This window comes from Virgibacillus sp. FSP13, from assembly GCF_054048505.1.
Genome location: NZ_JBSVKG010000001.1, coordinates 311,072 through 333,267, shown reverse-complemented (window position 1 = coordinate 333,267; position 22,196 = coordinate 311,072). Strand labels below are relative to the sequence as shown.

Below are 22,196 nucleotides of genomic sequence, written 5' to 3'. Positions count from 1 at the left end.
CGTTTTCATAAATAATAATAGGAATGGTGGTATAATAAAACTACCACCATTCTCACGGAACAATCCTATTTTCTATATTGTACTAATTGTTTGTTTAACGCTTTTGTCTGGCCATATACTTCCTGATAAATGGCAAATAACTCCCTATATTTTTCAACATTATCGTTCTTCGGCTTAAATTCCTTGTCTACTTTTAAAAATTTGTCGGCACAATCTTTTAAGGACTTAAACCACCCACAGCCATAAGCTGCCAGCATAGCCGCCCCCATGCCGGGACCTTGTTCACTGGAAAGCTTCACAATTTTCGCATTGAAAATATCAGCCTGCATTTGTAGCCAGTCTTCATTTTTCGTACCGCCACCAGTAGAAACGATCGTATCAATGGTTTTGCCGTTTCTACGGAAAATGGCAATCGATTCATTTAATGAAAAAGTGATCCCTTCCATTACCGCACGCACGAAGTCTTTTCTTTCATGTGAACTATCCATACCAATAAAGCTAGCGCGAATGGATGCATCAGCATGCGGCGTTCTTTCTCCGACTACATATGGTGTAAACAGCAAGCCATTTGATCCTGCAGGAACTGTTCCTACCTCAGCTACTAGATCCTCAAATGTTTCGTCTTTTGCAAAAACATCTTTAAACCAGCTCAGACTGTAGCCTGCCGCAAGTGTCACACCCATCGTGTAAAAGGCATCCGGTGCACCATGATTAAAATAATGGACTTTTCCTTGGAAGTTTTTATCATTACTAGACTCATAGGAAAGCACGACCCCAGACGTTCCTATACTACAAAGTGTTTGGCCATCTTCCAGAATTCCAGAACCAATTGCACCACACGCATTGTCTGCTCCACCAGCAAATACACGTGTTTCATGTGACAACCCAGTAGCTTCTGCTATTTCCGAAGTAATTTTTCCTACTTCTTCATAGGAATCTACTAATGGTGGACAAATGGTTAAATCAATTCCGAGCAAATCACAGATTTCCTTGCTCCACTCTTTCTCGCCGACATTTAATAATAATGTCCCAGCGGCATCAGAGTATTCCATATGCAATTCACCTGTGAGTTTGTAGCGCAGATAGTCCTTTGGCAGTACAAATGCTTTAGCCTTCGCATAAAGCTTTGGCTCATGTTGCTTCAACCAAAGTATCTTCGGTAAAGTATACCCTTCCAATGCAGGATTCTTTGTTATCTCTAACAAGCGCTCTTTACCAACCGTATCATAAATTTGCTGGCACTCAGCGGTTGTCCGCGTGTCATTCCAAAGTATAGCATGACGCAGTACATCATGATTTTCATCAAGCAATACGAGTCCATGCATCTGTCCGGAAAAACTGATCCCTTCAATGTCTGCTTTATTACCAGCAAAGTTTTTCAGAAGCTCAGACAGTCCTGCAACTGTCTGATTCACCCAAACGTTCGGATCCTGTTCACTATAACCGGTTTTATCTTGGATTAATGGATAATCTTTAGAAACCTCTTGCGTCACTTCCCCGTTTTGATTCACCAGCAGGATCTTCACTGCGCTGGTTCCTAAATCAATACCAATTACGTATTTCATTGCAACACCTCTCCTACTATTGTTAAAGCCTTATTCTCCAGCGTAAGCTTTCAACAAATATTGATTGATGGTTGCTTTAATTTTTTCCAAACGCCCTGATTGATGGGTAATTTCTGATAATCCTAGAGCATGTTCCTCCAGTTTACGGAAATCTGTTTTTCCTTCAACAATGTCCAATCCGATACCTTGTTTATAACTGCTATAACGATCCTCTGTAAAATCATCTAAGACTTTATCATCAATTAATTTTTGAGCAACTTTTAAACCTACTGCGAAACTGTCCATCCCAGCAATGTGTGCGTGGAACAAATCTTCCGGCTCAAATGAACCACGGCGTACCTTAGCATCGAAATTCAGGCCTCCACGTCCAAGTCCACCATTTTTAATAATTTCATACATTGCCAGTGTTGTAGAATACAAATCAGTTGGGAATTCATCAGTATCCCAGCCTAACAATGGATGTCCCTGATTCGCATCAACCGAACCAAGCATATTGTTTACACGTGCATAGCGAAGTTCATGTTCAAATGTATGTCCCGCAAGTGTTGCATGATTTGCCTCAATATTGAATTTAAAATGATCTTGTAAATTATAGCTTTGTAAGAATGCATATCCGCTGGCAACGTCAAAATCATATTGATGCGTCATCGGCTCTTTTGGTTTAGGTTCGATTAAAAATTGGGCATCAAAGTCGATTTCCCTAGCATAATCAACCGCCATATGGAAGAAACGGCCTAAATTGTCCAATTCCAATTTCATATCTGTGTTGAGCAGTGTTTCGTAACCTTCACGTCCACCCCAGAACACATAATTTTGTGCCCCTAGTTCCTTTCCAATTTCTAAACCTTTTTTCACTTTAGCTGCAGCATAAGCAAACACATCAGCATTATTAGATGATGCTGCACCATGAATGAAACGCGGGTGTGTAAAATTATTTGCTGTATTCCATAGTAATTTTGTTTTGCTATCCTTCATGTAATCTTTCATTATGCTAACTATTACATCTAAATTTTTATTCGTTTCTCTTAAATTGCTTCCCTCTGGAGCAATATCGACATCATGGAAACAGAAGAATGGTACATCAAGTTTTTCAAATAATTCAAATGCAGCCTCGACACGTGCTTTTGCTAAATCCATTCCTGTGTATTTATCCCACGGACGAACCATTGTGCCAGCGCCAAATGGATCAGAACCGTCCATTGTAAATGTATGCCAATAAGCTACGGCAAAACGAAGATAATCTTCCATTGATTTGCCACCAATTTGTTCTTGTGGATTGTAGAATTTGAATGCGTATGGATTGGTGGATGTTGCACCTTCGTAGTTGATTTTGTTGATGTTTTTGAAATATGTCATTTTATATACCTCCAAATAATTTAAAGTTTGGGTAACTTAAACAAGTAAATTTCTAAAAACAGACCTGTACAACTATACCCTCCTCAATTTTGTAATTAGTAATATAATGTATCATGCCATGTAACTGCTTTCATAAATAATTATATCAACTCCTAATTAGTTTGTCTATTACATGAACAAAGTTTATACTTAATTTATAATCCATTATAAAATACAGAATACATTTGGTTTGTGATTTTGTAATAACGTATAATAGAAATTGCCCCTTAGGCACAAACGGGTATTTTTCAATGTTCCTGTACGTTATCAACTAATTGAGGAGGTTCACTCATGAATACTACGAGCGGAGCAATCTATAGTGGATTGGAATGGATAACAAGATTTGCCTATGTGAACCTTTTATGGATTTTATTTTCTCTGATGGGTGGAATTGTCTTAGGCTTCTTTCCTGCTACTGTGGCAATGTTTGCGGTAATCCGTAAATGGATCAAGGGTAATCCAGATATTCCGATCATGAAATCTTTTTGGGAATTCTATAAAGCTGATTTTTGGAAAAGTAATCGATTAGGTTTGTTTATAATAGGTATTGCAACAATTATTGGTATTGATATTTTTTATATAAAAATAAACAATAGTTTAGCCTGGACATACATACCCTTATTTGCTTTTATGCTTATTTTTGTTTTATATTATTTTTATATTTTTCCAGCTTTTGTTCATTACGATATGAAAGTTCGAGGCATTCTAAAAAATGCGTTTTTGATCATGTTAATTAGCCCAATAAATAGTTTCCTTATGATCATCAGCCTAGTTTCCATTTATTTAATTATGCGATCCATTCCTGCATTAGCATTTATCTTTGGTGGTAGTGTGTATGCATTTATAACGATGTGGTTCTGTTATAATGCATTTAGGAAAGTTGAAAAGAAGATGAATCGTACAGAAAATTAGGGTTTATAATGAAAACTATACTCAAATTCAAACAAGAAAACACCCCTAACTAAAAAGGGGTGTTTTACTGTCTCTAATTGTTCGTGTTTTCTTTATAAATAAAGTAATCAAAATCAGCGTACTGACTTTGCCCGGAAGTATCCTGACATTGCATACCGACAAAAGCACCTGTAAAGAAGCCCCCACCTTGAATATAATCATCAGATAGTTTATAAGACTTAAATCGCACAGGTATAACCGTCCAACTCTCCCCATCAAAGGAATAAGAGTACTCATAAATGCTTGTTTTCACATCAACCCTAAGGTAAACATATTCCACATGGTCTGGAATAATAATTTCTTTACCTTTAAGAGACTGATCAAATGTGAAATTATCACAGGTCATGAGTTCGAGGACCTTCCCCTTTTCTTCATGCCACGAAATCTGAAGTGACGTCCAGTTTTGTGTATTATAATAGTTCACTAACCCTGCAGACTGTTGGAACGTTTCCGGATGGAACGCAACCTTCGTTTCAGCGGTAAAATTAAAGTGTTGCCAGCGTCTTGCAACAAAACTTTGTGTGAATTTTGATTGCAGTGATTCTTTTCCATATAGGCGCAAATGTCCAGGATTGTCTTTTAATGAAACAATATTCTCACCTAATGGAATACGTAATGTTTGGAAATGAGGATTCAATGTATCCGTATTAAAATCGTCCTTCTCATCATAATCCTTTTCCCATTTTACTTCCTCAATATCTGGCCCCTCTATTTCAAGCGACGGCTGATTACCGCCAACAATATAAGGCCAATCATTTTTCCATTCTATTCGTTGAATGGCGGTTTCCCTTCCTAGCGGGCAGTATCCCCGTGGATCCAATAAAGGCTGTCCGTCTCTAGGTAATGGTCGTCCAGTCAAATGTACTAAAAACCACTCATTCGTATGTGTCTGAACAATGGAAGCGTGTCCAGCCTTTTGAAGTGGATTTCTCGGATAAGGCATAGACGTAATCAGTGGATTTTCAGAGTGCACTTCATATGGACCCTTCAAATCCTTGGCACGAGCAATTGTAGCCTGATGATCATATTTCGTGCCACCTTCTGCTGTCAGAAGGTAGTAATAGCCATTCATTTTATATAAATGCGGGGCTTCGGTTAGTTTTATATCTGTTCCTTTAAAGATGATTTCTTGCTTTCCAACAAGTTTTTGCTCTTGGACACTATACTCTTGGAGCACAATTCCATAAAAATTGTGGTTACCAACACGGTGATCCCATAACATGTTTACTAAATATTTCTTCCCATCGTCATCATGGAACAAAGATGGATCAAAGCCTGAACTATTTAAGTGGATGGGTTCAGACCATTCGCCATCAATCGTATCACAAGTAACAAGGTAATTATGGCTATCTTTCCACTGTCCCTCTGTCACCTTTACATCGGTAAAGATCAACCAGAACTTACCATTGCTATACGAAATTGCCGGTGCCCAAACTCCACCAGAATCTGGATTTCCTGCCATGTTCAACTGGCTTAAACGATTTAGTGGTCTTGATGCTAGACGCCAATTTTTTAAATCCTTTGAATGGTAAATCCCAACGCCGGGAAACCATTCAAATGTTGAAACAGCGATATAATAATCTTCTCCTGCACGACAAATACTTGGATCTGGATTGAATCCGGTTAAAATCGGATTTTGAATAGTTGTCATTTTTTAATCCGCCTCTCTATCCCTACTCTAATATTTTTTAACGTTTACCCTTTCACAGCACTTGCAGAAATGCCTTCCACAACCTTGTTACTAAAGAAAATAAATGCGAGCAAAATTGGTAATACACTTATAATTAATGTTGCACCAATTGCCCCCCAATCTGTCATATACTGTCCAATGAAATTTTGAATACCCACTGTCAATGTTTTATACTTATCTGAACTGATAAACGTATTAACAAAAACAAATTCGTTCCAGTTATAGATCATATTAATAATGACCGTAGTTGACATTACTGGCGTTGTCATTGGGAGGATAATTCGGAAAAACAAACGATTGATGGAACAGCCATCGATGATAGCAGCTTCCTCAATTTCACGAGGTAACGTGTAATAAAATCCAAGTAATATCATCATTGTAATCGGCAAATTGTAGGCTGCATACGTTATCACAATTGAAAATGGGCTATCGATTAAGTTGACATTTAAAAACATATTAAATAACGGTATTAAAGCAGAATGAATTGGGATCATTAAACCAACCATAAATAGACCTAACACGAACGTACTTAATTTCCACGTCATCCGTGTGATAGCAAAAGTAGCCATACTTGCCAGTAAAACGGTAATAAATATGGCTAATGCCGTAATCCACACACTGTTGAAGAAATAAATTCCTATTCCGCCTTCCCAAACCTTTTGGTAATTTTCCCACCTGAACTCTGTTGGCAACGCAAACGGTGATCCGGAAAAAATTTCTTGGTTATCTTTTAGGGAGAAAAGAAAAAGCCGAATGATTGGGAAAATTTGAAATAATGCAATTACCCCTAGACATAGATATAAAAATGCGTATCCCAAGCGACCCATTAGTAAACCCCTTTCTAATACTGTATTTCTTCATCGGAAGTAGTTAATTTACGTACAATAAAGGTGACAATTAAAGTAATAACTAATAATAAGAAACCGATGGCACTCCCATATCCGAAGTCATTGCTTGCGAAGGCAAGTTTATACATATATGATGCCATAACCTCACTTGCCCCATTTGGCCCGCCACCAGTCATAACATAAATGAGATCAAAGTACTTTAATGATCCAACAATAGCTAGCACGATTGTTACTTTAACAACGCCCATTATCAATGGTAATTTAATCTTATAAGCCACCTGAAAGGGAGTTGCACCATCAATCTTTGCAGCTTCTACTAAAGATTCAGGAATATTTTTCAACGCAGCATAATAGATCAAAATATAAAAACCTGCATATTGCCATAATATCGGAATAAAAATGGCAAAAAGAACAAACTTGGGTTCAGCCAACCATGAAGGGGGACTATCAATACCGATACTCATTAGAATACTATTTAAAATCCCATTCGTCGGATTAAATACTTTTATCCATAGCTGTGCAATGGCTACAGATGATAAAAGCATTGGGATTAAATATATTTTTCTTAACAAATCCGCACCTTTAATTTTAGAAGCTAGTATAAGTGATATTCCTAAGTATATAACTAGGCTTAATGTTGAAAACACAGCCAGTAAGAATGAATGCCATGCACTGTCCCAGAACTTGAGATCCTGGATTGCATTAATATAATTTTCTAAGCCAATAAATTTCATAGCCCCTATGCCATCCCAATCCATCAAACCATAATATCCCGTTAGGATTAATGGAATGAAAATCAACACACCAACTAGTAAAAGCGCCGGTAAAACATACAAGGCAATAAACAGCTTGTTAGACATAACTTTGTTCATAATTTCAACCCCATATCATTTAGAAGGGACATCCTCAATATTAGAATATACCCTTTCTTTTTTAAGTAGAGTGAATTTCATTAAACATGAAAGTTTTTAAAATTTTTTACCGAATAGCAGCTAAATTGTAATCGCTTACTATCTTCCGTTAGTAACTCCTTTCTTTATATAATAAATTTCCTTCTATTGTTTTAAGAATATCAAACTATCCTTTGTTTGTCTAGTGGTTAAACAAAGTTTAATAGTATATTTTCTACTATTTTGATTATTTACCTCAGTCTCTTTCTCGATTTTCGACTATTCTAGAGTCTTACCTTCAACCCTATAGCGAGTGATCATGCCGAGCATACAAAAGAACACCTCAAATCAATGAAGTGTTCTTTTGTATCCTTAGACAAACTATAAGTCTACTCTTCTTTTGCAAGAGCCTCTTCATGTTTCTTCGTGAATTCTTCAGGTGTAGTTTCTTCTCCAAATAGTGCTTGAATTTGATCTAAATGTACCTGTGCAACGTCAGGGCTCATTTGTACGTCAGCAAATAACGTAATATTACTTGCTCCATTTAAATCATCTAACACATCAAGATACATATCAGGAAGATCAACATTCTCACTATTTACTTTCGTCGCCGGAATAACACCAGCTTGTGTTACAGATTTCTCTCCCCATTGTTCTGCAAAGTACTTAACAAAAGCTTTTGCTTCTTCTTTTACATCAGAATCTTGTGCGACGAATAATCCAACCCCAGGACCACCCACAAAACTATTTATGTCTCCCTTTCCGTCTACAGTTGGGAAATTAAAATAGTCTACAGAATCTCTAAATTCTTGTGGAACATCTTCATTTGTAGTGTAGTTCGGTAAATCCCAAGTAGCGATCAAGTACATAGCTGCCTGTGAATTCATAAACATACTCTTAGCTTCCTGATCAGCAAGACCGTTGTATCCTTTAATAAAGGCCCCCATACCTACTAATTCTTGAATTTTATCAGCCGCATCTATAAGCGCAGGATCTTCAAAAGTACTTGATCGATCAATTGCGCTATTTAAAACATCTGCCCCGCCAATACGATCAGCAAAATACATATACCATAAAGAACCTGTCCAGCGATCTTTATTTCCTAAAGCAATAGGAGCTACATCATTTTCCTTTAGAACGGAAATTACATTTTCAAACTCTTCGTATGTTTTAGGTGCTTCTAGATTATATTTATCAAATATCTTTTTGTTATAGAAGATTGTTGCAATATTCAACTCAAGTGGAAGACCATAAGTTTTACCGTCAACTTGATATGCTTCCGTTGTGCCTGATACAAATTTATCGCGTAATCCATCTTCATCTAACACATCATCTAATGGAGCAAACATATCTCCCTCTACATATGGCTCTAAGTATCCTGCTGGCCAAGTCATACCAACATCGGGAAGCTGACCAGAAGATGATAGAACTTTTATTTTATCTTTATATTGTTCATTACTTAGTACTTCAAGGTCAACCTTAATATCTGGATTTTGGTCTTCATAATCGGCAATGATCTCATTCACAATGTCAAAATGATCTTTTGAACTACCTTCAGGCCATAGATGCATAAACTTTATTGTTTTAACATCACCAGAACTTGCTTCTGAATCATCACCAGAACCTGAACAGCCAGATACAAACAGAACCAAAGCAAAAATTGCAATAAATGATGTAATCGCTTTCTTTATTCTCATTAACAAATTCCCCCTTTGAATTTATATTACAAATTTATAATAACAAACCAATCCATGTTTGTCCACTGGATAAACTAAGTTTGTTATAAAAATTTTATTTGTTATAATAGAAGAAAAAGAAGAAAGTGATGGAGATTGCGATGAACCAAACTTGGAATCAATTTGTTGTAAAGAAAGGAAATAAATCGTTAGTTCTTGAAACAATTATAGAATACTCCCCTCTATCACGTGCAGATATAGCAAATCACACTGGTTTAAACAAAGGGACAGTATCTTCTCTAGTAAGCGAATTACTTGATGAACAACTCATTTATGAATCTGGTCCAGGGCAATCCAATGGAGGCAGAAGACCCGTTATGTTACTTTTTAATCAGCTAGCGGGCTATTCTATCGGAATTGATTTAGGTGTAAACTATCTACTTGGTGTATTAACCGACCTAAAAGGAAATATATGCACTGAGAAAACGTTTAAATTTAATAATTTGTCCTATGATGAAATCAAGGATAAATTATTTGATATTATTAATTACCTATTTGAGTCCGCTCCTTCAAGTGCTTACGGTATTGTAGGAATTGGCGTAGGCGTTCCAGGCACAGTCAGCAATGATGGGGAAATACTAATAGCTCCTAACCTAGGTTGGAAAAATATTAGCTTTAAAAAGGTATTGGAAGAAAAATATGAAGTGCCTGTCATAGTTGAAAATGAAGCCAATGCCGGAGCATATGGAGAGAAAAAATTCGGTGTAGGTGAAGACCTGGATAACATCATTTACGTTAGTGCTGGCATAGGAATTGGTGTCGGTCTCATTCTTAATGGTAAGCTGTATAAAGGAACTAACGGTTTTTCGGGAGAACTAGGACACATGACCATTGATCTTAATGGAGCTAAATGTAGTTGTGGAAATGAAGGATGCTGGGAATTGTATGCCTCAGAACAAGCATTACTCAATAATGCCCAAGCATTAAATATAAAGGCACCTTCTAATGAGGAGATCACCTTAGAACTTCTTGATCAACTTGCGGAGAATAATGATCAAACAGCACTAAAATTATTCAAGCAAATTGGTGATTATTTGGGAGTTGGGATAAATAATATTATCAATATTTTTAACCCTCAACAAGTAATTATTGGAAACCGACTAGCCTCTTATGAAAAGTGGCTTCAAGAGTCACTGAATAATAGAATTAGTAACCATTCACTTTGGTTCCATCAAGAGGATCTAAAATTAAACTTTTCAAAGTTGTCCACCCATTCAACTGCATTAGGAGTAGCAGCCTTTTCTATTGAGAATTTTTTGACAGCTGATGTGTAACAGAAAAAATTTGAGGTGCATTATAAACTTTCTTTTATGGTTATGTTTAAAGTTTATCTTTGTGTAGGAATAGGCCTTACGTTAGGGCATAACGTACCTATTGCATAATTAGCGAATGGCAGATGTCTTTTGAATTAAAAATGCTCCCACCCCGTACCAAGCTATTAATTTCCGGCTTAGAACCGAGACTAATTTAGTGTTGTATCTTGTTCGTCCCATTTATCCTTGAACCAAAAGAAAGCATCCTCTAAGTAATGTGAATTACTTTAGAAGATGCTTTCTTTATTGCAACACAATAGGCAGCGGGACATGGGGACAGGTTAGTTGTCCCACCCCAGATGTCACTGAAGACGGGGCGGCGCGGTGGGACGAGGGACCTGTCCCCGCGTCCCACTCTGGTTATCGCCCGAGTTGCTCCGGTTATGGCCCGAGTACAGCTGGTTATCGCCCGAGTGACGCCCTTCCCCGCCCGAGCGCGCTGCTCACCCTACATCTAGCTCAACAACTTCCCCTTCAAATAATCCATACTAATCTCAATACTATCAAACGGATCCCGGCGGCATATCATCTTGCAAACTGGAAAAAGTGATGTTGACTCTGTTGATCTCCTATTCGGCGATCCTTATCATATCGAAAACGGACAATGGATGTATAATATCGCGGTTATGGAAAAATCGGGATCCACAAAAATGCATGATTATTGGAGAATTGCAGTAAAACCTGAATTCCGGAGAATGCGATATGGATTCCGCTGCTCAGATTCTGATAAAACCATTTATTATACGGAGCGTGGATTTTCTGAATCTGCATCTACAGATAAAGATTCCTATTTTTGTTTTCCATATTTGCATAAAGGTGATGTGTTTTCGGCTCCTGCCTGGGTGAAAGAAACAGTCTGGTATCAAATTTTCCCTGAACGATTTGCAAATGGGAACCTTTCCAACGATCCAGTTGGGACATTACCATGGGGCGAGGCCGATCCAACTCTGACCAACTTTTTTGGTGGTGATTTTCAAGGGGTAATGGATCATCTTGATTATTTGGTTGACTTAGGCATTAGCGGAATCTATTTCACTCCAATTTTCAAGGCACATTCGAATCATAAATATGACACGATCGATTATATGGAACTCGACCCGCAATTCGGGGATAAGGATACGTTTCGCCGTCTCGTTTCGGAGTGTCACAAAGGAGGGATTCGTGTCATGCTAGACGCGGTATTCAATCACAGTGGTTATTACTTTGCCCCGTTTCAAGATGTATTAGAACATCAGGACAAGTCCAATTACCGTGATTGGTTCCACCTTTGGGGGTTTCCAGTCGTTACAGAACCGAAACCAAACTATGACACGTTTGCTTTTGGAGCTTCCATGCCAAAATTAAATACCGAGCACCCAGATGTAAAGCAATACTTATTGGATGTTGCCCGCTATTGGATAGAAGAATTCGATATTGATGGCTGGCGCCTGGATGTAGCCAATGAAGTCGATCATGCATTTTGGCGTGAATTTCGAAAGGTCGTTAAAACTGTCAATCCGGATGCGTACATTTTGGGTGAAATTTGGCATGACTCGATGCCTTGGCTTTTAGGTGATCAATTTGATGCTGTTATGAACTATCCGTTTACAAATGGAGCGATTGATTTTTTTGCCAAGCAAGAAATGAGTGCAAGCAATTTTGCCAATTCGATAACTGAAGTTTTGCATATGTACCCTGCCAACATCAATGAAGTTGCGTTCAACCTACTTGATAGCCATGACACACCGCGGATATTGACTTTAGCAGGCGGGAATGTAGACCGTGTCAAATTACTCTACCTTTTTCAATTAACATTTATTGGCACACCATGCATCTATTATGGGGATGAGATTGGCATGACAGGTGGACAGGATCCAGGGTGCCGAGCATGTATGGTTTGGGATAAGGACAAGCAAAATCGTGATCTTTTTCATTTTGTTAAAGCGTTGATTTCATTACGAAAATCGAATTCCTTTTACGCTAACGGAGCAAATTTTCGTTTTTTGGATGTAGACAATGAAAAAAATACGATTGTTTATGAAAAATACAATGAAGACACCCGTGTTATTTTTGTTGTGAACAATAGTGCTGGACACGTCACCGGATCATTTGGACTGTCAGGTATGTTTGATGAACAAATTTTAACGGAATCTGGATTTGAAAAAAAATCAGTTGACACTAGTAAAGTCTCTATTGATCTAGCACCATATGGATTCAGGATTTTTGAAAAGGGCGATGGAAAAGTAGATTAGCAGGAACTAGTAGCGGTGAAAATGTCTATCAAATTTACCCACGAAGCTCCCATAACAGTTAGGGACGAGATAGGCGCATCAGTTGCATTACTCCTAGAAGCTTGATTATTTATGAAACGAAGGATTTGACGTGAAAGAGCCGTTATTAGAGCACCGTCTATACCCTGAGGCGGTGCTTTTCAGGTAAATTGTAGGTAGTGTATGAATGGGTAACTAGTTGAAACGGCGCAGAACATAGGATATAAGATTTCATTTGCTGCTGTCAGAGGGAGGGTAACCCAAATGATTGGTCAAAACAAGAAAAAACTAACATTACTTGCACTAACATGGCCGATATTTATTGAAACATTGCTTCACATGCTAATGGGTAATGCAGATACGCTAATGCTGAGTCAGTATTCAGACCATTCTGTTGCTGCAGTAGGTGTAGCAAATCAGACCATTTCAGTTGTTATTGTAATGTTTGGTTTCGTTTCAGCTGGAGCAGCCATTTTTGTCGCCCAATACCTAGGAGCTAAACAAGAAAAAACTACCGGAGCGATAGCGGTTACCTCGATTAGCCTAAATTTGTGGTTCTCACTATTACTAAGCTTGGGGCTATTTTTCTTTAGCAAACCGATTTTAAATCTTATGAGTCTTCCTAACGAATTAATGGGAGAAGCAACTATCTATATGAACATAGTTGGCGGATTCATTTTTGTTCAAGCTTTAATTATGCCAGTAGCAGCTATTTTACGGAGCTATGGTTTTACCAAAGACACCATGTATGTGACCATTGGCATGAATATACTTAACGTTATCGGAAATTACTTTGTTATTTTTGGTCCGTTTGGCTTTCCAATTCTAGGTGTAGAAGGAGTCGCCATAGCCACAACATTGAGTCGTTTTTTAGGATTTTTGACATTACTTGTTCTTTTAATAAAAAGAAGTAAAGGTGCATTACCAATCCTTTCGTTTATCAAATATCAAAAAGGTCACGTAAAAAGTTTACTTGCCATTGGCATTCCTTCAGCTGGAGAACAACTTTCCTACAATGTTAGTCAGATGGTTATTACGTATTTTGTTGCTCAAATGGGTACAACTGCTATCACTACAAAAGTTTATACCCAGAATATAATCATGTTTATTTTCCTTTTCTCGATTGCTATTAGTCAAGGAACCCAAATACTAATCGGCCATATGGTAGGAGATAATCAACTAAACAGGGCCTATAAACGTTGCCTAAACAGTCTAAAGTTAGCAATTATCATCTCTGTTTCTGCAGCAATTGTTGTGTATTTTTCAAGTGATTTGCTTCTTGGCATTTTTACAGATAATCACTCTATCATTGAAAAAGGTGTCCTCCTTTTACTACTTAATATTATCTTGGAGCCCGGACGTGCATCTAATCTTGTGGTCATCAACTCCCTTCGTGCATCTGGAGATGTAAAATTTCCTGTTTTCATTGGGATTATCTCTATGTGGGGGATTAGTGTAACGTTTGCGTGGTTTTTCGGATTGTATCTTGGACTAGGCCTTGTCGGAATTTGGATTGCCTTCATCGCAGACGAATGGTTAAGAGGATTTTTAATGCTTAAAAGATGGAAATCTAAGAAATGGACAAAAAAGGCATTTGTGGAAAGTAATAAAATATAATGGGACGTGGGGACAGGTTAGTTGTCCCAGCGCAGATGTCACTGAAGACGGGGGCTGCGCGGTGGGACGAGGGACCTGTCCCCGCGTCCCACCTATCCCACAAAAAATAGCGCCGTTCTCCCTAACAGAGAACGAGCGCTATTTTTTATCGTTTTCTTTTATTCTTCTTATTATCCAGGTTCAGATACTCACTATCATTGGCAAACTCAACGTCCCGGTCACGTTTTGGGTCGATATTGTATTTTTTCACATTTCGTTATTTGTTCTTGTCCTTATTACGATTTTTGTTCTCCTCTGACACGGAAATAACCTCCTCGTAAAAATTTATTCACTTTTTATCCATCTCCTGAAGAGGAATTTTTATTGCAAGGCATTATCGTTTTTTAGATGAACCGGCCGCTAGCTTACTCCCTCAACATATGGTACGTTTAGCTAACGCAAAGACGCCCTTTATAAATGAAGTTTTTAGCCTGGATCTGATATAATTGAACACATATAATTTCATACAGCAAAACCATATGTTTGGTGAAAGGAAGTTTAGGAAAATGACCATTCGTTTTCAACTTAATTTTGATGATTTAACTGCATTCCAGCAGGACGTCATAAAGCATTCCTATACGCATCATATTAAAGAAAGATATTTTAAGTGGATCAGTACGATTGTGCTTTTCCTAGCTATTTTGTTTCTCATGGATACATCTTTCGCAGCCGTTGTTGCTAGTTTGGTGATAGCGATTATTTATTTTATGATTTTTCCGATGCTGTATTCGAACATCGCATTTTTCAAGCTAAAAGCGCAAATGCAAAAAAATGACTATTCACATGTACTGGGTGCGTGTGAAATGACCCTCTCTGACAGTGGCATCGATCGGGTAATAAAGGATGAAACAACTCATTTTAATTGGGATGGTTTTGTAAAATTGAGGGAAGATCCACATCACTTTTTCCTGTATGTATCCGATTTACAAGGTTTAATTATCCCCAAGGAACCGGATGGCATAGATGAAGAAAAGATAGCCGCCTACCATGAACAGATCAGAAACCATACAGCGGCTATCTCTTAAGTGGGACATGGGGACAGGTCCCTTGTCCCACTTCCTATCCCGCGCCAAATAAGGCTGACGATGTGGGACACCTAACCTGTCCCCATGTCCCACTAACAAAATCAAAAGGAGACTATTATGACATATAACGTACTTTTTCTGGATATCGATGGAACAATTTTAAAGCCGGATCATACTTATTCTGCATCAACGAAGGAGGCAATTTCGCAGGCCAAGGCGAAGGGTATAGAAGTTTTTCTGGCAACGGGACGCCCTTTGCATGAAATTGCGGATCTTGCTAAGGAACTTGGAGTAAATTCGTTCATCGGGTATAACGGGGCATATGCGATTTATCAAAACGAAACAATCCTCGATGAACCGATGAATACCAATACGGTTGAGCAGTTTCTTGAGATCGCGGAGAAAAACGGACATGAAATCGTGCTTTACACCAACGGAAAAAACTACTTTACGTCGTTAGAATCACCCGAAGTGAACAATTTCATCGAGACATTCCAGATGAAAAAAAATGAACGCTTTACGAATGCTATAGTTGATCGTGTTTTAGGTGCCACTATCATGAAATTGGATCCATCGCAAGCATCATTTTATGAAATTGAAGCCGATATCCGCCTTTCACAAGTAAACATTGAAGGCGTAGAACATTGTTATGACATCATTCGCAAATCGGTGAACAAAGGGGAGGCAATCAAAAACGTGCTGAAACGTTTGGACATCCCGAAAGAAAAGGCTATTGCGTTTGGTGACGGAATGAATGATAAGGAAATGCTTCTAACGGTTGGAGAAGGCTTTGCAATGGGAAACGCACATCCTGATCTATTTGACCATGCGAAACACCGGACAACATCGGTTGAGGAATCGGGGATATTTAATGGGTTGAAGGAATTGGGGTTGGTGAAATAGGTTTTAAACAGCCTACTGCAATACCTCTACACCCCCATCCATCTTGTTATGTTGGGTGGGGGGATTCACATATAATTGAATTCACCTTGTCAGAGACACTTTTAGGCGGCTTGCAACATTTGGATTCTGTAGCATAATAATTAGATGGGGGTGCAGAATGTCTGATAAATATTAAAAATCATCTCGAAAAATATTCTTCAATTTCACGAACAAATTTTCAAAGCTGATTACATTCAACACGTCATCATTTGCAAATGTACCAACGGATTTATAGTATCCATTCTCCAATACATATACATCAATGGTTTCATGCGCAGGATCAACAATCCAATATTCATCCACACCTGCTTTTTGATATTGGTTAAACTTCATCATTTTGTCTGTTTTCGCAGTAGATTTTGACAGAATTTCCACGATCAAGTCTGGAGCACCGGCAATATGATTTTTCATGATCTTTTCTTTGTCACAAACAATCACAATATCCGGTTTCACCCATTCATTCACTTGGGAAGGTTCTCTTTCTCCACTAAGGGAAACATCAATTTCACTAATCACTCTGCATGATTGTTCTCTGAAGTGTATATTAAATTCTGTAATAAGCTCTGATGCAATGGATTGGTGCTTCACATTTGGCGATGGCGACATGTTATATATTTGACCATCGATCACTTCATATTGTATATCGTCATTTAATTTCAGGTATTCAGCATAAGTCAATAAATTGTTTTCTTGTGGTAAAGTCATGCTTTTCCCTCCAATAACCTCGATTGCGAGACTTTGTTTGAAACCATTCATTATTCTACAGACATTATATAATATTTCTTTGCAGAATCACAGCTTTGATAAATAATTGACTAAATCACCCATCTCCCTCGCAAGACAATTTCCACTAATGGGCTGAAATCCTCAGCAGTACGCACATACCAGTCTCTTCCACCATCTATACTGCTCAGAAGACCCTCCTTATTTTCCCACAATAGCAGTAGTTTCCTCTTCTGTTGCTAACCAACTAACTAAATCAAACAAATTGACAGTATAAATAAAAAACTTTATACTATACTTAGAATAAGGTACCGAGTAGCGTCAACTACCCGGCACCGGCAACTACAAACTGCATTAAGTGCAGTTGGCCACAAATCTAGATAGCTTTACTGGAAGTAATCGCGGCCGTGGTGGGGGCGATTACTTTTTTTTGATCAGTAAACATGGTATAAAAATTCAGGCTATATTTTGTTAGCGACAAGATGAGCCACGTCCAGCTCCAGCGCCCAGCGACTAGTGGACTTCCCTCACCTCCGTCCGATAAGTCAACATCGGTTCGCTTACACTCACCGTGTTTCCTTTATCTCCTACGGCTCAGTCCAGTCCATACGTCGCTAAACGGGCGCTTCCGCTTTTGTTCTCAGATAAACGACAATCGTCACAATAAAAGTAAGTGTTGCAATTTGGAGTAACCCAAACTGTGCCACCAAACTTAATGCTTCATATGCCGTCATCCTACCACCTCCCCTTCTTAAGTTTTCACATGACTTAAGGGACAAGGAAAGATGGCCAACCGCCCACAATACCTATGTAGTTGCTGTTATTATTTTACCACAATCATCAGAAAATTGGTAATCAAAATATGTACAAACGTTCGCCAATAGCGATTCCAACAAACCAAGACATACTAATCATTTTTCTTTAAAACGATATCAGGTGTAGCAATTGCGATTCGTGAAATACCACTATCGTCAATTCGTTGCCACAAAAAACAAGGCCAATGCGCATTCCATCGCGTTGGCCTTGTTTTTATTATAAGAGCAAACTCCAATTCCTTTTCCATGAGAAGCGCTCCCTAAACTTATCCCAACTCAATATCCGTCACAATCCGATCCACGACTCGTGCACTCTTGATTGAAACAAGGTTACCGCTTGTGGATGTGAAAGCATTTTGCGAAATGATTTCCTCCATGGCACTCTTTACTGCCGCTGGATCAACTGGTTCAACCGGCTTCTCTAATGAATAGATCACAGTTTTACCTTCCTTATTAGCAAACTCTAACACAAACTTTTTCATCTTCCCCCCTCCTTCCTAGCGGGACATGGGGACAGGTCCCTTGTCCCATTCAATATTTCAAGAAAATGGCTCTATGCCGCTACTTCCGCCCTGCTCGATGCTGGGACAACAAACCTGTCCCCATGTCCCACCATCCAAAACAAAAAGCTCACGCTGGGCGTGAGCTTTCCCTTTGAGACCTTTATCCTTTTAAAGCTTTAATTTCCGCTAATTCCTGCAAAACAACCGGTATTAGTGGGTGATTCGAGTCCAGTTCGGAAACAGATTGTAATGTCTGTTCATATCCATTTTCCGCTACCATTTGCTGTAGTTTAACCGCTTCTTCGTCATTTTCATTTTTATATTCTAAGACGGCTGCAATTGTTTTAGCAAGATATGTTGGCTGTTTTCCTGTAACGTCCATATACATGCTTGCCGGGCGGATTAAGCGATCTTTTGGTCCCAATTTACGTATCGGTCCCCGTCCTACTCTGGTAACCTCGTCGGAAATATACGGATTCATAAATCGCTGAATAATCTTGTTCACATATGTCTGGTGCGCTTCCCTGTCGAATTGATAGGTCTGGATAAGCGCTTCTCCTGATTCTGTTAGCGCACCCTTGATAATTTCTTGTACTTTTTGATCATTCATTGCTTCGTTAATTGTTGCATATCCCATGTAGTGACCGATATATGCAGGTACCGCATGGCCGGTGTTGACGGTGAATAATTTCCGTTCAATATATGGTGTTAAGTCACCAACATACGTAATCCCATCGATTGGTGGTTTTTCGCCCTTGATAGCTGGTTCTTCCACGACCCACTCATAATACGGTTCAACCGACACTTCTAAGCGATCGTGATTCACTTGGTTGGGCACAATTCTGTCAACAGCCGCATTCGGAAATCCGAAAACAGCATCAAAAGCGATCCGTTCTTCCTCTGTTACATGATCCATTACTTTTTCCTTCAGTAGCGAACTTCCTCCAATCTTATTTTCACAGGCGATAATGTTTAATGCTTTTTTATTGGAGTTCAACCGTTCGCCTAGGCCTTTCGCGATAAGTTCTGAGATGATTGGTAAAATGTTTGGACCGACAGCGGTTGTTACGATGTCAGCTTCGGTAATGGCCTCAATAACTTTATTAGGGTCACGAACGCTATTAATTCCTGAAACATTTTTTACTGTTACTGTTTCACTGTTTTCAGCAGCAAATCGCACATTGTATTGCTGCTTTTCGTTCAATTCCTGAATTACGTCGGCGTTTACATCGACAAATGTTGTATGATAATTTGCTTGATAGAGGAGAGCGCCGATAAATCCCCGGCCAATATTCCCCGCACCAAAATGTACAGCTAACATTTAGCTCACCTCGTCGAATAGATTTAGAATGTCTTCTTTTGATTTTGCTTCCACTATTCGTTGGATATTCTCTTCTTCTGAACAAACGATCGCAATTTTAGAGAGAACCTCTAAATGTTCATCGCCTTTTCCTGCAATACCGATAAGGACTTTGACGATATTTCCGCCACCAAAATCGACCCCATCTGGTACAGTTACAACGGTCAGGCCTGTTTCCTTAACAGCTCCCTTTGCATCCTCTGTACCATGTGGGATCGCGACATTGTTACCCATAAAAGTAGAAGTCATTTCTTCTCTTTCTAGCATTTTATCTACATAGGAAGCTTCTACATATCCGTTATTGACAAGGATTTCCCCCGTATAACGAATAGCCTCCTCTTTATTATTTAACGCTACATTTAGATGGATATTGTCTTTGCTTAAAATTTCTTTAGTCATTCGTGATGCGCTCCTTACAATAGATTTTTTTCATGTAAAAATGTATGAAATTTTGCGGAAAGAAATTGTTTGATTTCGGTTTCGTTCCCCGATTCAAACATTTTTATACTTTCCTCTTCCTGTATCAACAAACTACTGACGTAACTAAGAACCTCCAGCACTTCCTGATTGGTAACCTCAGGGGCAAGCATGAACATGACAGTATTAATTGTAACCATTTCGCCATCCATTCCAGAAACAGTTACCGGATGAGTTAAGGAATAGACAGTAAAGCTTGGCCTTTCTACCTCTGGTGAACGTGTATGATAAAGGGCAAGGGAGGTAGTTGGAATTCCCAATCCACTTACCTTTTCCCTTTCCAGCAGCTTTTTTACAACACTTTCTTCATCTGTTATCTTACCCTTTTCTGCTAGTTCTCTACAAATCAAATGCAAAATGGATTCCATTGAACGTTTTTCCGTAATTTGCTTGACGTGAAAAGCATGCAGCAGATCTAAAATGGTTTTTGTATACTGTTGCATTGCCTCCAATTGTGGGATGAAGTCCAGAGTTTTCCTATCGTCACGTTTTGGTTTTGATCCTACCTGGTTCCTTTTTGTCTGATAAGCAAGCTTCTTTTGTCTGACCACCTTCTTAATACGATGGACCTCTGATTGCGTCAAAATTGGTGATGCTAAAAGATAGTCACCAGCAAATCCTTTTAATGGGATAGTCGACACAACGATGTCATACTCATCTGGATTCAGTTCTTTCAAATCAAACAGGGATTTATTTTCCACTTGTTTAATTTCTGGAATTTGTTGAAATAGATTCGTGGCAAGTATTTTTGCTGTTCCGATCCCACTGGAACAGATAACTAATGCCCGTAATTTAAATTCCTGCTCGCCATGCAATAACGCGGCCGCAAAATGAAGAACAAGATACCCAATTTCATCGTCTGGAAACGTTAAATCAGGGTATATTTTCTGAACACCTTCCTGCACCAAATGAAAAAGGTCAAGGTAATCTCTTGTAATCTCTCCGATCAGTGGGTTCGTAATATTCATTCCTTGTTTCAGCCGATAGATCATTGGTTTCAAATGGGCCACCAAATCATTCAACAAGGAGGCATTTTCCGTTAAATCGACGTCCAGACGGGAACTGACATACCGGATTAACTCCTTTGTTTGATACGCGATATCCAAGCTGGAGTCTTCCATTACATAATGTTGATCGATACGCAATTTTGCTCCCATTAAATGCATGGTAATATACCCGATTTCATCATTCGGAATATCCATGGCAAGGGAAACTTCCAGGTCTTGGATCATCATTTTAGCAATTTTGTATTCTGTTGTTCCTTCGATTTGTTTCATAAACGCTTGATCGAACTTGATTTTATCGCCTTTTTTCAATCGCTCAATCGCTAATGCCAGATGAACTACTAACCCGATATAAGCACTATCAGCTAAATCGTGTGGTAACTCATTTCGGGCTTGTTCCACCCTTTTTTCAATCGTACGTAGCATTTCTGGGTTAACCATGCCTAACAAACGATCAGAAATCGTATTGAGTGGATGTTGTGATTTTTGCTGGATGTTTTCCTTTAAATAGGATACGAAATCAAATGGATCCACATATGTTGTCACTAAACGACTAATAGCTGCGCGCTTATTTGCTTCATCCCCTTCCACTTTGACCCCATACCCTCTTTTTCTTATTAATGGGAGGTGGAAGTTTGCTAAGTCTTCTTCTAAATGGTCCAAATCATTACTTATCGTCGCAATGGTCACGTTCAACTCATTTGCAAGGGTGAACAGTTTGATTGGTTCCTTCGTTTCCAAAAGTGTTGCCAAAACAATGGCCCGCCGCTCCTCAGGCGTAAAGTCAGATGCCACTGCATTGGAGAGTGTTAATTCCAGTTGTTGCTTGTCATTGCTGTCTCCAATAATCCTAAGACCTACCCCTGACTTTTTCATTAGCTCCAGGTTGTGATCAAAAACGATTTTTTCGATACTTTTCAAGTCCCGATGAATCGTTCGTTCACTTACGTCAAGAGCACTGGCAATTTCTTTCACCGTCAGTTCCTTTTGCGCATTTAATAAAAGTTCGATCACCTTTCGTTCACGGCCCGATATATACAAACTGTTCACCACC

At 38.7% G+C, this 22,196-nt stretch carries 19 protein-coding genes; 6 read left to right on the top strand and 13 right to left on the bottom strand.

Going from position 1 to position 22,196, the window contains the following annotated elements; translation table 11 throughout:
- Positions 1–65: 65 nt before the first annotated feature.
- Together xylB and xylA are read right to left on the bottom strand one after the other, a co-directional pair.
- Positions 66–1,565: a xylulokinase gene (gene xylB / locus ACW2QC_RS01405; RefSeq protein ID WP_457542187.1), complete on the bottom strand. Its 1,500-nt coding sequence runs from the start codon at positions 1,563–1,565 to the stop codon at positions 66–68.
- A 30-nt stretch (positions 1,566–1,595) separates the two neighbouring features.
- On the bottom strand, positions 1,596–2,921 hold the full coding sequence (gene xylA / locus ACW2QC_RS01400; RefSeq protein WP_457542186.1) for a xylose isomerase: 1,326 nt from the start codon (positions 2,919–2,921) through the stop codon (positions 1,596–1,598).
- Positions 2,922–3,251: 330 nt separating this feature from the next.
- Here xylA and ACW2QC_RS01395 point away from each other — a divergent pair, with 330 nt between their 5' ends.
- Complete coding sequence (locus ACW2QC_RS01395) at positions 3,252–3,872, top strand: YesL family protein (protein ID WP_457542185.1); 621 nt, start codon at positions 3,252–3,254, stop codon at positions 3,870–3,872.
- A 73-nt stretch (positions 3,873–3,945) separates the two neighbouring features.
- Here ACW2QC_RS01395 and ACW2QC_RS01390 read toward each other — a convergent pair whose 3' ends face one another.
- From ACW2QC_RS01390 to ACW2QC_RS01375, 4 genes are all read right to left on the bottom strand, one after another.
- Complete coding sequence (locus tag ACW2QC_RS01390) at positions 3,946–5,562, bottom strand: glycoside hydrolase family 43 protein (RefSeq protein ID WP_457542184.1); 1,617 nt, start codon at positions 5,560–5,562, stop codon at positions 3,946–3,948.
- A gap of 44 nt (positions 5,563–5,606) precedes the next feature.
- Positions 5,607–6,428 carry a carbohydrate ABC transporter permease gene (locus tag ACW2QC_RS01385; RefSeq protein WP_457542183.1) on the bottom strand — a complete coding sequence of 274 codons (822 nt, stop codon included), beginning with the start codon at positions 6,426–6,428 and terminating at the stop codon, positions 5,607–5,609.
- A gap of 14 nt (positions 6,429–6,442) precedes the next feature.
- On the bottom strand, positions 6,443–7,321 hold the full coding sequence (locus ACW2QC_RS01380) for a carbohydrate ABC transporter permease (RefSeq protein ID WP_457542182.1): 879 nt from the start codon (positions 7,319–7,321) through the stop codon (positions 6,443–6,445).
- A gap of 407 nt (positions 7,322–7,728) precedes the next feature.
- The gene (locus tag ACW2QC_RS01375; RefSeq protein ID WP_457542181.1) at positions 7,729–9,036 is read right to left on the bottom strand and encodes an extracellular solute-binding protein; all 1,308 of its coding nucleotides are present in this window, start codon (positions 9,034–9,036) and stop codon (positions 7,729–7,731) included.
- A 134-nt stretch (positions 9,037–9,170) separates the two neighbouring features.
- Here ACW2QC_RS01375 and ACW2QC_RS01370 point away from each other — a divergent pair, with 134 nt between their 5' ends.
- The 5 genes from ACW2QC_RS01370 to ACW2QC_RS01350 all read left to right on the top strand — a co-directional run bounded on the left by ACW2QC_RS01370 (position 9,171) and on the right by ACW2QC_RS01350 (position 16,221).
- Positions 9,171–10,349 carry an ROK family transcriptional regulator gene (locus tag ACW2QC_RS01370; protein WP_457542276.1) on the top strand — a complete coding sequence of 393 codons (1,179 nt, stop codon included), beginning with the start codon at positions 9,171–9,173 and terminating at the stop codon, positions 10,347–10,349.
- Between the two features lie 524 nt (positions 10,350–10,873).
- On the top strand, positions 10,874–12,619 hold the full coding sequence (locus ACW2QC_RS01365; protein WP_457542275.1) for an alpha-glycosidase: 1,746 nt from the start codon (positions 10,874–10,876) through the stop codon (positions 12,617–12,619).
- Positions 12,620–12,901: 282 nt separating this feature from the next.
- Positions 12,902–14,254 carry an MATE family efflux transporter gene (locus tag ACW2QC_RS01360; protein ID WP_457542180.1) on the top strand — a complete coding sequence of 451 codons (1,353 nt, stop codon included), beginning with the start codon at positions 12,902–12,904 and terminating at the stop codon, positions 14,252–14,254.
- A gap of 545 nt (positions 14,255–14,799) precedes the next feature.
- Positions 14,800–15,318 (top strand): YcxB family protein, encoded by a 519-nt coding sequence (locus ACW2QC_RS01355; protein WP_457542179.1) that lies wholly within the window; start codon positions 14,800–14,802, stop codon positions 15,316–15,318.
- Between the two features lie 117 nt (positions 15,319–15,435).
- Positions 15,436–16,221 carry an HAD family hydrolase gene (locus tag ACW2QC_RS01350; protein WP_457542178.1) on the top strand — a complete coding sequence of 262 codons (786 nt, stop codon included), beginning with the start codon at positions 15,436–15,438 and terminating at the stop codon, positions 16,219–16,221.
- Positions 16,222–16,392: 171 nt separating this feature from the next.
- Here the strand turns inward: ACW2QC_RS01350 and ACW2QC_RS01345 are convergent, their stop codons facing one another.
- From ACW2QC_RS01345 to ACW2QC_RS01315, 7 genes are all read right to left on the bottom strand, one after another.
- The gene (locus tag ACW2QC_RS01345; RefSeq protein ID WP_457542177.1) at positions 16,393–16,965 is read right to left on the bottom strand and encodes a Uma2 family endonuclease; all 573 of its coding nucleotides are present in this window, start codon (positions 16,963–16,965) and stop codon (positions 16,393–16,395) included.
- Positions 16,966–17,597: 632 nt separating this feature from the next.
- On the bottom strand, positions 17,598–17,717 hold the full coding sequence (locus tag ACW2QC_RS01340) for a putative holin-like toxin (protein WP_457542176.1): 120 nt from the start codon (positions 17,715–17,717) through the stop codon (positions 17,598–17,600).
- 173 nt (positions 17,718–17,890) lie between these two features.
- A complete protein-coding gene (locus ACW2QC_RS01335) occupies positions 17,891–18,046 on the bottom strand; it encodes a hypothetical protein (protein ID WP_457542175.1) in 156 nt (51 codons plus the stop codon).
- A gap of 18 nt (positions 18,047–18,064) precedes the next feature.
- The gene (locus ACW2QC_RS01330; protein ID WP_457542174.1) at positions 18,065–18,280 is read right to left on the bottom strand and encodes a DUF2922 domain-containing protein; all 216 of its coding nucleotides are present in this window, start codon (positions 18,278–18,280) and stop codon (positions 18,065–18,067) included.
- A 181-nt stretch (positions 18,281–18,461) separates the two neighbouring features.
- Positions 18,462–19,622 (bottom strand): mannitol-1-phosphate 5-dehydrogenase, encoded by a 1,161-nt coding sequence (locus ACW2QC_RS01325; protein ID WP_457542173.1) that lies wholly within the window; start codon positions 19,620–19,622, stop codon positions 18,462–18,464.
- Entirely contained in the window at positions 19,623–20,060 is a 438-nt protein-coding gene (locus ACW2QC_RS01320; RefSeq protein WP_457542172.1) for a PTS sugar transporter subunit IIA, read from the bottom strand.
- A 14-nt stretch (positions 20,061–20,074) separates the two neighbouring features.
- Positions 20,075–22,192 (bottom strand): BglG family transcription antiterminator, encoded by a 2,118-nt coding sequence (locus ACW2QC_RS01315; RefSeq protein WP_457542171.1) that lies wholly within the window; start codon positions 22,190–22,192, stop codon positions 20,075–20,077.
- Between the last annotated feature and the right edge of the window lie 4 nt (positions 22,193–22,196).